The organism is Pseudonocardia tropica (assembly GCF_040105315.1).
Classification (GTDB): domain Bacteria; phylum Actinomycetota; class Actinomycetes; order Mycobacteriales; family Pseudonocardiaceae; genus Pseudonocardia; species Pseudonocardia alni.
Genome location: NZ_JBEDNP010000013.1, coordinates 145,101 through 156,745, shown reverse-complemented (window position 1 = coordinate 156,745; position 11,645 = coordinate 145,101). Strand labels below are relative to the sequence as shown.

The window sequence follows — 11,645 nt, the reverse complement described above, 5'->3', positions numbered from 1 at the left end:
TCAACTGCAGCGCCTGCTCCACCGCCCGCTCGTTGATCTCATCGATCACCGCCTCGGCACCCTCACGATCGAGGGTGTGGTCGGAGTCGGACAGCGTCCGCTCCGAGTAGGTGTCGGCCACCTGCTTCACCAGGGTCACGATCTTCATAGGACCTCTTCGACCTCCTGCCGCGGCGGCCTGCGCCCACGCGCACACCGCGTCGTCCTTCGTCGCGTTCCGGTCCCGGTCGTCCCGGGTCCGGACCGTCTCGCGTCACCGTGACGGTGCTGCGCCGCGCGCTCTCGCTCAGAGCGGGGGTGGGCCGCGGCGTCGCGTCCGTCGTCACCGGTGACTCTGCCATTGCTCGTACCGTAATGGCACGCCGTGCCACTGTGACGTTCATTGTTACCAACGAGTAGCATCCCGGCAAACCGGGCCAGGTCGTGACCGTACTCACGCGCGGTCCTCCTCACCTGGTGCGCGCACGAGGTCACACGCCGCGACCCCTGATCGGGGATCCGGTTTCGCTACCGTCGGCACCTCGCGCACTCGGCAGGAAGGAGCCGTCGTGCAGGTGACGGGGTTCGACGACCGTCTGGGGACCGGCTACGTGCTCAGCACGGGGCCGCACGCCGACGAGGACGTTCCGGGCAGCCGGACCGTGGAGCACGGCGGTCGCACCGTCCGGGCCACCGACGGTCTGGCCGCGATGCTGGAGGACGCGCTGGTCCACCGGCCGACCACCCGTCTGGGGTGGGGCGGGCCGGAGGTGCCGCTGACCCTGGAGGACGCGACGCTGCTGGCGTGGCTGCGCCAGGACATCGGCGGAGTGGTGGCCGTCAGCGGGGAGCCCGAACCCGTCTGAGCGGCCCGGCGCGGCCCAGGTGGGCGAGCGCGCGACGCGCGGCGTGCGCGCCGCACATCCCGTGCGCACCCGGGCCGGGCGGCGTCGCGGCCGAGCAGAGGAAGTGCCCCGGCGCCCCCGTGTCGTAGGGCTGCAGCGTCGCCCGCGGCCCGAGCAGCAGCTGCGCCACGTCCTTGGACCCGGTCAGGATGTTGCCGCCGACGAAGTTCGGGTTGCCCGCGAACGCGGCCGGATCGGTGACCATCGTGCCCACGATCCGCTCCCGGAACCCGGGCGCGAACCGTTCGATCTGCGCGGTGACCGCCTCCGTGGCGTCGCCGGTGTACCCGCGGGGGACGTGCGCGTAGGCCCACACGGGGTGGACGTCGCCCGCCGAGCGGGACGGGTCGGCCAGGTACTGCTGCCCGACCAGGACGAACGGCCGCTCCGGCATCCGGCCCGCGTGCACCTCGCGCTCGACGAGTGCGTTCTCCGCCGCCGACCCGACGACGTGCAGCGTCCCGGCCCGTCGCGCGTCGGGGTGCGTCCAGGGCACGCCGCGCGCCACCGCGTAGTCGACCTTGAACGCGGCCGGGCCGTGGCGGAAGCGCCGGTAGGCCCGCGCGGCCCGGGCCGGCAGCCGGTCCCCCAGCAGGGCGGGCAGCCGGTCCGGGCCGACGTCCCACACCACGACGTCCGACGGCGGCAGTTCGTCCGCCGACCGCACGTGCACCCCGGTCTCGACCTTCGCCCCGTGCTCGGCGAGCACCGCGGCGAGCGCGTCGGAGATCGCCCGCGACCCGCCCTCGGCGACGCCCCAGCCGTGCCGGTGCCCGGCGGTGAACAGGCCGAGCCCGATCGCCGAGGACAGCGGCCGGTTCAGCGGCCGGAACGCGTGCGATGCCGATCCCAGGAACAGCGCCCGCCCGCGCTCGGTGCGGAACGCCCTGGCCAGCACCTCCGCCGGGAGCACGGTGGGCGCGCCGAACCGGGCCAGCAGCAGCGGGTGGCGCGGGATCCGCACCAGTGGGCCGAGGACGTCCGGGGAGAAGGTGTCGTAGTCGCGCACCGGTCCGGTGAACAGCGCGCGCCAGAGCGCGCCGTCGGCCCCGAGCCCGTCCGCGGTGCCGGTGACCGAGCGGACCAGGACGCCGGCGTCGCCGCCGTCGAGGGGGTGGACGCAGTCGACCTCCGGCAGCCGCCACCGCAGCCCGTACCGGTCCAGGCCCAGCTGGTCGAGGACCGGCGAGCCGACGGCCATCGGGTGCACCGCCGAGCAGTGGTCGACCAGCAGCCCCGGGACGATCGCCTCCACCGTGCGGGTGCCGCCACCGATCTCGTCGGCGGCCTCCAGCACGGTCACCGCCACCCCGGCGCGGGCCAGCACGGCCGCGGCCACGAGCCCGTTCGGCCCGGATCCGACGACGGTCGCGGTGGTCATGGCGTCCTCCTGGGGTACCGGGTCGGAGCAGCGACGCGTCGACCCGCACACCGTACGGCCGCAGCTCGGTCGCTGCGGTCGACCACGCCGGCCACGGCGTAGCGGGGCGGACCGGTTGCAGGTCGAGGTGGCGCTGCCGGCGGCGCCGCTGCTGCGGGGACGGCTACCGGGCTCAGCCGCCCGTGCTCAGCTCACGCGACGGCTCAGCTCACTCGACGGCCGTGCGGGGGTTCGGCGTGGACGCGGTCCTCCTCGGGCACGACCATCGACAGCACCTCGCCGAGTGCCTCGTCGTCCATCGCCCGCGGCTCGACCGGCTCGTCGCCGAGCACACCCGACACGACCCAGGAACCGGACCGCCCGGTGATGGTGAGCGACAGCGTCTCGTCCTCGTCCGCCGGATCGTTCATCCCTGGGCTCCTCTCGGCACGACGCCGTCGGCGTCACCCCGGCCCGCACGGATCCGGGGAACGGCGGATACCCGTCGGTGGGCAGTTGATACCCGTCCGGGGACCGACCGCACGCCGACCGGCACGAACCGTGCGCCGACCGCGAACCGGACGTGCGCGACCGGACGGGGGGATCAGCCCGGGTGACGGCGGCCGGGCGCGGGGGCCGGGTACGCGGGACCGTGCGCGGCCGACGGTGCCACCGGCAGCATCGCCCACAGCATCTCGGCGAGCGCGCCGTCGTCCAGCCCCTTGAGCGGCAGCGGTTCCCGGCCGAGCACACCCGACACCAGCCAGGATCCGCTGCGGCCGGTGATGGTCAGCGTCACCGTGTCCTCGTCGGTCGCGATGTCGGTCATGTGTCCCCCTCCGTCGTGCCTCACGGGTTCTGCGTCGGGCTCCACGTCCTCAGACGTCCGTGGTGACACTGCGTTGCCCCGCGTCGACGAGCGGTAGCGCACGCGAGGGGACCGGTGCGAACTCCCACCGACGGGCGTGGTGAAGTCGGTGGGTGACCAGCAGCCTGCCCCTCACCGGAGAGCGCACCGTCCCGGGCATCAGCCACGAGAACTACTGGTTCCGCCGCCACGAGGTGGTCTACGCGGCCATCGCCGCCGACTGCTCGGGCGTCGCCGTGCTGGAGGCCGGCTGCGGCGAGGGCTACGGCGCCGACCTGCTCGCCGGAGCCGCCCGCTCGGTGCTGGCGCTGGACTACGACGCGACGACCGTCGCCCACGTCCGGGCCCGCTACCCGCGGGTGGACGTGGCCCGGGCCAACCTGGTGGCGCTGCCGGTGCCCGACGGGAGCGTCGACGTCGTCGTGTCGTTGCAGGTCATCGAGCACCTGTGGGAGCAGGAGCGGTTCCTGCGCGAGTGCAGGCGGGTGCTGCGTCCCGGCGGGCGGCTCATGGTGTCGACGCCGAACCGGATCACCTTCTCCCCCGGTCGTGACACCCCGCTCAACCCGTTCCACACCCGCGAGCTCGACCCGCGCGAGCTGGCCGGCCTGGTCGACGACGCCGGGTTCGGCCGGGTCGTCGTGCAGGGGCTGCACCACGGTCCGCGGCTGCGCGAGCTCGACGCCCGCCACGGCGGCCTGATCGAGGCGCAGACCGCGCTGGCGCTGTCCGGGGAGCCGTGGCCGCACGCGCTGGCCGTCGACGTCGCCGGGGTGCGGTGCTCGGACTTCGTGCTGCGCACCGGCGACCACACCGACCTCGACGCCTCGCTCGACCTGCTGGTCACGGCGACCCGGCCGTGAGCGGCGCGCCCGTCGGGACGTTCTGCCTCGTCCTGCACTCGCACCTGCCGCTGCTGGCCCGGCACGGCCGGTGGCCGGTCGGCGAGGAGTGGCTCTACCAGTCCTGGGCGCACTCCTACCTGCCCGTCGTCGCGACGCTGCGGGAGCTGGCCGAGGAGGGCCGCACCGGCCTGGCCACCCTCGGGGTGACGCCGGTGCTGGCCGCGCAGCTCGACGACCCGCACTGCCTGCGCGGGGTGCACGACTGGCTCGGCGGGTGGACGCTGCGCGCGCACTCGGCGGCGGGCCGGCTGCCGGACCTGGCCCCGCACGAGCACCGCGTGTCGACGGCGGCGACGGCCGAGTTCGAGCGGCACTGGCGCCACGGCGGGTCGCCCGCGCTGCGCGGTCTGCGCGACTCCGGCGCCGTCGAGCTGCTGGGTGGGCCGGCCGCGCACCCGTTCCAGCCGCTGCTCGACCCGCGGGTGCGGGCGTTCTCGCTGCGCGCCGGGCTCGACGACCACGCGCTGCGCCTGGGCGCGCGGCCGGCCGGGATCTGGGCGCCCGAGTGCGGCTTCGCGCCCGGGATGGAGCACGACTACGCCGCCGCCGGGGTGCGCCGCTTCCTCGTCGACGGCCCCGCGCTGCGCGGCGACACCGCGTTCGCCCGGCCGGTCGGGACCTCCGACGTCGTGTGCGTCGGCCGCGACCTGGAGATCACCTACCGGGTGTGGTCGCCGCGCAAGGGCTACCCCGGCTCGGCCGAGTACCGCGACTTCCACACCTGGGACCACGAGTCCGGCCTCAAACCGGCGCGGGTCACCGGACGGCGGGTACCGAGCGAGCGGAAGAAGCCCTACGACCCCGCGCTCGCCGCCCACGCCGTCTCCCGCGACGCCGACGACTTCGTCGCCACCGTCGTCGCGCGGCTGACCGCGCTGCGCGCCGGGCACGGCCGCCCGGCACTGACCGTCGCCGCGTTCGACACCGAACTGTTCGGGCACTGGTGGCACGAGGGACCTGCCTGGCTGGCCGCCGTGCTCCGCCGGCTGCCCGAGGCCGGGGTCGCCGTGCGCACCCTCGGCGACGCCGTCGACGACGGTCTGGTCGGCGACCCGGTCGACCTGCGGGAGTCGTCCTGGGGCTCGGGCAAGGACTGGCGGGTCTGGGCCGGGCCGCAGGTCGCCGACCTGGTCGCGCGGAACGCCGAGGTCCAGTCCGACCTGCTCGCCGCCCCGCTGCCCGGACCCGTCCGGGACCCGCTGGCCGACCTGCTGGCCGACCAGGCGCTGCACGCGCTGTCCAGCGACTGGGCGTTCATGGTCAGCAAGGACTCCGCGGCCGGGTACGCCCGCTCGCGCGCCGCCCTGCACGCCGGACGGGTGGCCGAGCTGTCCGGGCTGCTGCGCGCCGGGCGGCGGCGGGCCGCACAGCGCCGGGTCGCGGCCTGGGCGGACGTGCCGCTGCCGACCTTCGGGCACGTGGACGCCCGGGACCTGGGACGGGTCTGACCGCGAACTCGCTTACCCGGTAAGCGGATTCGGCGGGGGCGGTGTCGGTGGAGCACCGGCCCCGGACGCCCCGTGACCCCGGACGGCGGGGCCACCGCTCCCGGCCCGCCCGTCGTGGTGGACGGCTGCCCGAGCCACGGCTCCCGGCCGCGCCACGGGTTCCCGCTCGGCCAGGCGCGGCTCGCGGCCGCCCGCGCATCGCCTCCGCTCCGCCGGGCGCGACGGGCCGATCGCACGGTGTGGCGACCTGTCGTCCGGCGCGGCGACCACCGCGCGGGGTGCCCGCGCGGGGGGCAGGGTGCCGCGCGACGGGCGGGTAGCACGCAAAGGACCCACCCGACCCCCGTGCCTCGTCCTCCACCGACCGGCCGATGGACGCGTCCGGGTTCGGAGAACGCGACCTCGATCCGACGCGCGTTCCTCCACACCCCGCGCGTCGACGGTTCGCCCCGGAGGCGGGCGCGCGGGCCGGCCGATCGCGGCGGCGGAGCGGTCGGCACGGTGCCCCGGGGGTTACCGCCGGTCCGGCGTTTGTCAGGATCGAGCGATGCGGGTGCTGATGGTCAGCTGGGAGTTCCCGCCGGTCGTCGTCGGCGGGCTGGGCCGGCACGTGCACGCGCTGTCCCGCGAGCTCGTCGCGGCCGGGCACGAGGTCGTCGTGCTGTCCCGGGCCCCCACCGGCACCGACGCCGAGACCCACCCGACCCGCACCGGGACCGTCGACGGGGTGCGGGTGCTGCGGGTGGCCGAGGACCCGCCGGAGCTGGAGTTCGCCACCGACCTGGTCGCGTGGACGCTCGCGATGGGGCACGCGATGCTGCGCCACGCACTGACCGCACTGCTGCCGGGCTGGCGGCCGGACGTCGTGCACGCCCACGACTGGCTCGTCGCGCACCCGTCGATCGCGCTCGCCGACGTCCTCGGGGTCCCGCTGGTCGCGACCGTGCACGCCACCGAGGCGGGCCGGCACTCCGGCTGGCTGCCGGGGCCGCTGAACCGGCAGGTGCACTCCACCGAGTGGTGGCTCGCGCAGCGTGCGGACGAGGTCATCACCTGCTCCGGCGCGATGCGCACCGAGGTCTCGGCACTGCACGACCTCGACCCGGCCGCCGTCCACGTGGTGCACAACGGCATCGACCCGCGTCGCTGGCGCTCCCGTGCCGCCGCCCCCGCACACGCCGGCGACGGGCCACGGATCGTCTACTTCGGACGTCTGGAGTACGAGAAGGGCGTCCAGGACCTGATCGCGGCGCTGCCCCGGATCCGGCGGCGGCACCGCGGGACCCGGCTGCTCGTCGCCGGGACCGGGACACAGCAGGAGATGCTGGCCGAGCGCGCCGCGCGGCACCGCGTGACCCGCTCGGTGACCTTCCTCGGCCACCTGCCCGACGGCGAGCTGACCGCCCTGCTGCGCGGCGCCGACGCCGTCGTGCTGCCGAGCCGCTACGAGCCGTTCGGGATCGTCGCGCTGGAGGCCGCCGCGGTGGGCGCGACGCTCGTCGCCTCGACCGCGGGCGGGCTCGGCGAGCTGGTCCGCGACGGCGAGACCGGACTCGGGTTCGCCCCCGGCGACGTCCCCGGGATCGCCGACGCCGTCGACCGCGCGCTGGCCGACCCGGCCGCCGCCCGCCGCCGGGCCCGCGCCGCCCGGGCCCGGCTGCGCACCGACTTCGCCTGGCCGGTCATCGCCGGGCACACCGCCCGCATCTACGCCGGCGCCACCGCGGCCGGGCCGCGGGAGCTCCCCCGCCCGAAGATCCCCACCGGGAACCTGTTCGGCGCCTGACCGGTCACGCCGGCTCCTCGAGCCGGATCGTGCCGTCCCAGCCCGACCGGGGCAGCTCCCGGACGGCGCGGACCCACTCGGCCCGCAGCAGCGGGAGGCAGACCTGCACGGGCTCGTGCGACGAAGGCGACGGCGGTGTCGGCGTCCAGCGGGCGTCCGGGTCGTCGAACCGGTCGGCGAGGTGGTCGTTCCACGAGCCGTAGCAGGAGTCGTAGGTCGAGGACACGGGCGCGTCGAACTCGACGGTTGCGATCCCCTTGCTCAGCTCGTGTTCCGGGTCGAACAACGCGCAGGCGTCGAGCAGGGTCGGGCGCGGCGACCAGGCCCAGATCGGTGGATGCCCTCCCGTGTCGACTCCACCGGCGAGCATGGCCGCCACCATCGCCGGGTACCGGTCGCGCTCGTCGTCGTTCAGCTCGTCCCAGGTCGTACGCAGGACACCGGTCCGACGCAGGCGCGCGATCCGCGGGAGCCGCTGGAAGGTCCAGAGCCGCCGCACGGTCACAGCGGCTCCCCGTCGAGCATCGGCTCGAACGCGCGGTAGGCGCCCAGGTCGCGGAAGTGCCGGGAATACAGGTCGCCGTCCCCGTCGGTCAGCGCGGGCGCGACGTCGACCACCTCCAGCAGACGCACGGTGACCTGCTCGCCGTCGATGGCTCGGTAGCTCGTCCCGGCGGCCCGTGCGTGGGCGAGCGCGACCGTCCGGGGCTCCGCACCCGGCGGCACCTCCAGGAGCGCGACCGTCTCCTCGTAGAGCGGGCTCGCCCCGGGTCGGTGGGCGGCGAACAGCAGGATCGCGACGTGTCGCATGCCGCCGACGCTAGGGCCCCGTCCGGGACCGGACATCCGGGTCGCACCCCGGCCCCTCTCGGGGATCGCCCGGGGTGCCGCCGGCTCAGGCCCGGTCGAGCCGGGCCTGCAGGGCCCGGTCGGCCTTGCGCGCCATGTCCGCGACGGCCGCGCGCTCGGCGGCGGCGGCCTCGTAGTCGGCCCGCCGGTCGCGCACCACCCGGGCCGGGGTCCCGACGGCGATCGACTCCGCGGGGATGTCCCCCCGCGCGACCGCGTGCGCCCCGAGCACGCTGCCCGGGCCGATCCGGGTGCCGCGCAGCACCGAGGTCTTCACCCCGAGCCAGCAGCCCTCGCCGATCCGGACCGGCGACTTCACGATTCCCTGGTCCTTGATCGGACGCCGGACGTCGGAGGTGCGGTGGTCGAAGTCGGTGACGTAGACCCAGTCGGCGACCAGCGTCGTCGCGCCGATCTCGACGTCGAGATAGCAGTTGACGGTGTTGTCCCGGCCGAACACGACCTTGTCGCCGATCCGCATCGAACCCTCGTGGCAGCGCAGGGCGGTGCCGTCGCCGATGTGCACCCAGCGGCCGATCTCGAGCCGGCCGAACCCGGGACGGGCCTCGATCGTCACGTCCCTGCCCAGGAACACCATGCCGCGCAGCACGACGTGCGGCTGCCGCAGCCGCAGCTTCGCCAGCCGCCAGTACCGCCGCAGGTACCAGGGGCTGTACGCACGGTGGCGCAGGATCCAGCGCAGCGAGGTGAGGCTGAACAGCTTCGCCTGCTCCGGGTCGGCGTCGGGGATCGGCGGACGGCGCACCCGTCAGACCCTAGGCGTGTGCACCCCTCCGGCGACGGGTACCTCCCGGGGACCACGTCCCCCATCCGAGAGGTCCGCCCGTGAGCGACCACCGCCAGCCCGACGACGGCACCGACGTCGGTACCGACGAACTGACCTCCGGAGGCGGCGGCACCTCCCGCGCCGACGCCGACAAGGCGGGCAACCCCCGCCCCGACGCGACGACCGACGACTCCGGGGCCACCGGAGCGGCCGCCCGCGAGGTCGAGGCCGAGCACGAGGACGAGCCCACCCGCAGCGAGTGAACGTCCCGGCGGGCCGGTCGTAGGCTCGCCGGCGTGCCCCGCCCGTTGATCATCTCGACCGACCCCGGTGTCGACGACGCCGTCGCGCTCGTGCTGGCCCTGCGCAGTCCCGAGGTGGACGTCCGGGCCGTCGTCGCCACGTTCGGCAACGTCGGCCTGGACGCCACCCTGCCCAACGCCGGACGGCTGCTCGCCCTCGCCGGACGACCGGACGTCCCGCTGGGGGTCGGCGCCGCCCGGCCGCTGGTGCACCGGCGCGAGCGGCGGGCCGGGCACGTGCACGGCTCCGACGGGCTCGGCGGGCGCGCCGCGGCGCTGCCGGAGCCGGTCGCGCCGGTGGCCGGGGCCGGGGTCGCCCTCATGGCGCGGGTGCTGGAGGAGGCGACCGAGCCGGTCACGATCGCCTCGATCGGCCCGCTCACCGACACCGCGATCCTGCTCGCCGCGCGCCCGGACCTGGCGGGACGGATCGAGCGGGTCGTCGTCATGGGCGGGGCGATCGGCGGCGGGAACGTCACCGGTGCCGCCGAGTTCAACGTCCACGCCGACCCGGAGGCCGCGCACCGCGTCCTGGCCCAGGACCCCGGCGAGGGCTCCGTGCCGGTCGCGCTGGTGCCCCTGGAGACCACGCTGGGCTGTGCCGCGGGCCCGGAGTGGGTCGCCGTACTGGGCGACGCCGACCCGGTCGGCGCCGAGCTGGCCGCGATGATCGCCCCGTACATGCGGTTCTACCGGGAACGCTACGGCCGCGACGCCGTCGCCCTGCACGACGCGACGGCGCTGCTGGAGTGCGTCGCACCCGGGTCGCTGACACCGACGCCGACGGCGCTGACCGTGGACACCGGGTTCGGCCCGGCCCGCGGGGCGACCGTGCCCGCCGAACCCGGCACCCGCCCGGTGGACGTGCTGTCCGCGCCGGACGTGCCGGCCGTCCTCGACGCGGCGCTGGCCCGGCTCACGTCGCGTCCGTAGCCGCGCACTCCCCGAGGCGCACCATCGCGCCCCGCGGCCACCGCCCGTCTCAGCCCGCCCACACCGCGACGGCCACGAGCAGCACCGAGAACCCGAGCCCGGCCCACGCCGTGACGGCGTGCCCGGGCCGGCACAGCGGCAGCGTGCGGCCCCGCACCACGGCGACCGCCAGCGCGGCCGCGGCCGGAGCGAGGACGAGACCCCACACCCAACCGCCGACCGAGGACCACGGGCCCCGGTTCCACAGCAGCACCAGCCCGAACACCGCGGTCAGCAGGCCGTCGGCGATCGGCAGCAGCGCACCCTCCCGCAGCGCACGGCGCAGCGCGAGCAGCGAGAACAGTGCCGCGACCGCGACCGGCGCCCACGCGAGCGGGCCCGCGCCGCCGTCGGACGGGGGGGTGCCGAACAACAGGGTGCGGGCGACCGGCTCGACCCCGGCGGTGGTGTCGCCGAGCACGACGACGGCCCGCCCGCCGTCGCGGTCGAGGGCGAGCATGCTGCTGAACCCGGCGGTGCCGCCGTTGTGCCAGACGTAGGGGTGCCGGGCGCCGTCGGCGCCGGTGGCCCCGCTGGTCACCCAGATCCAGCCGATCGACGTGCCGGGGTCGTCCTGCGCGGTCGGGGTCAGCGCGCCGGTCCCCGGTGCGGCGCCGGTGAGCTGGGCCCGCGCCCAGCGCGCGAGGTCGTCGACGGTCGAGAAGGTGGAGCTCCCGGCGGGCAGGTAGCCCTCGCCGGCCCAGCGGGGCGCGGGGCGGCCGTTGTCGCGGTGCCCGGGGACCGCGGTGTCCGGGATCTGCGCGTCGCCGGCGGCGAAGGTCGTCGAGGTCATGCCGAGGGGGCCGGTGATCCGCTCCGCGACCAGCTGCGGGTAGCCGGCGGCGCCGGCGGCGCGGACGAGTGCGGTCCCGAGCAGCGCGACGCCGACGTTGGAGTACGTGGGCGGCTGCTGCGGGTCGACCGCGGCGGTGCGGGCGTCGTCGAGGAGCTGCGCGGTGGTCGTCGAGGAGTACGGGTTCAGGTTCACCGTCGTGGCCGGGGACCGGGCGGCGGCGGTCGCCCCCAGCGCCGGCAGCCCGGAGCGGTGCTGGGCGAGCGAGGCGAGCGTGACCGCGCCTGCCGGGGTGCCCGCCAGCTCCGGCAGCGCGCGCTCGAGCGGGTCGTCGGGACGCACCTCGCCGCGGGTCACGGCGTCGGCGAACAACGCGGCCGTGAACGTCTTGGTGACCGACCCGATCTCGAAGGGGGCCCCGGCGTCGGCGGGGCCGAGCCCGGCGGTGGTGACCGTCGTCGGCGTGACCTCGGCGACGGCGAGCGACCGGTAGCCGTCGTGCCCACCCGCCGCGGCCCGGACCCGCTCGGCCAGGGCCGGGTCGCCGGTGGTCTGCGGACCGAGCCGTCGGTGCTCGGGGCCGGCGACCGCGCCGACGAGCACCGCCAGCACGGCGACGACGGCGGCGACGATCCCGATGCGGCGCCCGGCCCCGGCGGTCGTCGAGGTGGAGGGGGTGGCGGTCATGGCG

Annotated in this window: 13 protein-coding genes and 1 pseudogene; 6 read left to right on the top strand and 8 right to left on the bottom strand. The window is 76.2% G+C overall.

What is annotated here, in order from left to right; all coding sequences use genetic code 11:
* Window positions 1-148: pseudogene (locus WHI96_RS21045) on the bottom strand (electron transfer flavoprotein subunit beta); the annotation flags it as partial.
* A gap of 400 nt (window positions 149-548) precedes the next feature.
* Between WHI96_RS21045 and WHI96_RS21040 the strand changes: the two are divergent.
* A complete protein-coding gene (locus tag WHI96_RS21040; protein ID WP_062397226.1) occupies window positions 549-845 on the top strand; it encodes a hypothetical protein in 297 nt (98 codons plus the stop codon).
* On the opposite strand, the gene WHI96_RS21035 is transcribed toward WHI96_RS21040, so the two are convergent.
* The 3 genes from WHI96_RS21035 to WHI96_RS21025 form a co-directional block, all read right to left on the bottom strand.
* A complete protein-coding gene (locus WHI96_RS21035) occupies window positions 820-2,265 on the bottom strand; it encodes a phytoene desaturase family protein (RefSeq protein WP_345641644.1) in 1,446 nt (481 codons plus the stop codon). The genes WHI96_RS21040 and WHI96_RS21035 overlap by 26 nt on opposite strands.
* 203 nt (window positions 2,266-2,468) lie before the next feature.
* On the bottom strand, window positions 2,469-2,675 hold the full coding sequence (locus WHI96_RS21030) for a hypothetical protein (protein WP_345641647.1): 207 nt from the start codon (window positions 2,673-2,675) through the stop codon (window positions 2,469-2,471).
* Window positions 2,676-2,848: 173 nt separating this feature from the next.
* Window positions 2,849-3,073, bottom strand: a complete 225-nt coding sequence (locus tag WHI96_RS21025) for a hypothetical protein (protein WP_062397238.1) — start codon at window positions 3,071-3,073, stop codon at window positions 2,849-2,851.
* A 152-nt stretch (window positions 3,074-3,225) separates the two neighbouring features.
* On the opposite strand from WHI96_RS21025, the gene WHI96_RS21020 reads away from it, so the two are divergent.
* The 3 genes from WHI96_RS21020 to WHI96_RS21010 all read left to right on the top strand — a co-directional run bounded on the left by WHI96_RS21020 (window position 3,226) and on the right by WHI96_RS21010 (window position 7,251).
* Entirely contained in the window at window positions 3,226-3,975 is a 750-nt protein-coding gene (locus WHI96_RS21020) for a class I SAM-dependent methyltransferase (protein WP_345641652.1), read from the top strand.
* Window positions 3,972-5,465, top strand: coding sequence for a 1,4-alpha-glucan branching protein domain-containing protein (locus WHI96_RS21015; RefSeq protein ID WP_345641655.1), 1,494 nt, complete (start codon window positions 3,972-3,974; stop codon window positions 5,463-5,465). Before WHI96_RS21020 ends, WHI96_RS21015 begins: the two co-directional genes overlap by 4 nt.
* A 547-nt stretch (window positions 5,466-6,012) precedes the next feature.
* Window positions 6,013-7,251, top strand: coding sequence for a glycosyltransferase family 4 protein (locus tag WHI96_RS21010; protein WP_345641658.1), 1,239 nt, complete (start codon window positions 6,013-6,015; stop codon window positions 7,249-7,251).
* A gap of 4 nt (window positions 7,252-7,255) precedes the next feature.
* Here WHI96_RS21010 and WHI96_RS21005 read toward each other — a convergent pair whose 3' ends face one another.
* From WHI96_RS21005 to WHI96_RS20995, 3 genes are all read right to left on the bottom strand, one after another.
* Window positions 7,256-7,756 (bottom strand): hypothetical protein, encoded by a 501-nt coding sequence (locus WHI96_RS21005; RefSeq protein WP_345641661.1) that lies wholly within the window; start codon window positions 7,754-7,756, stop codon window positions 7,256-7,258.
* On the bottom strand, window positions 7,753-8,061 hold the full coding sequence (locus WHI96_RS21000) for a DUF4288 domain-containing protein (protein WP_345641664.1): 309 nt from the start codon (window positions 8,059-8,061) through the stop codon (window positions 7,753-7,755). The genes WHI96_RS21005 and WHI96_RS21000 overlap by 4 nt, the downstream gene beginning before the upstream one ends.
* A gap of 85 nt (window positions 8,062-8,146) precedes the next feature.
* On the bottom strand, window positions 8,147-8,866 hold the full coding sequence (locus WHI96_RS20995; RefSeq protein ID WP_345641667.1) for an acyltransferase: 720 nt from the start codon (window positions 8,864-8,866) through the stop codon (window positions 8,147-8,149).
* A gap of 80 nt (window positions 8,867-8,946) precedes the next feature.
* Here WHI96_RS20995 and WHI96_RS20990 point away from each other — a divergent pair, with 80 nt between their 5' ends.
* Both WHI96_RS20990 and WHI96_RS20985 read left to right on the top strand, forming a co-directional pair.
* Complete coding sequence (locus WHI96_RS20990; RefSeq protein WP_345641670.1) at window positions 8,947-9,150, top strand: hypothetical protein; 204 nt, start codon at window positions 8,947-8,949, stop codon at window positions 9,148-9,150.
* 33 nt (window positions 9,151-9,183) lie between these two features.
* A complete protein-coding gene (locus WHI96_RS20985) occupies window positions 9,184-10,122 on the top strand; it encodes a nucleoside hydrolase (protein WP_345641672.1) in 939 nt (312 codons plus the stop codon).
* Window positions 10,123-10,171: 49 nt separating this feature from the next.
* Here WHI96_RS20985 and WHI96_RS20980 read toward each other — a convergent pair whose 3' ends face one another.
* The gene (locus WHI96_RS20980; protein ID WP_345641674.1) at window positions 10,172-11,641 is read right to left on the bottom strand and encodes a serine hydrolase domain-containing protein; all 1,470 of its coding nucleotides are present in this window, start codon (window positions 11,639-11,641) and stop codon (window positions 10,172-10,174) included.
* Window positions 11,642-11,645 lie beyond the last annotated feature (4 nt).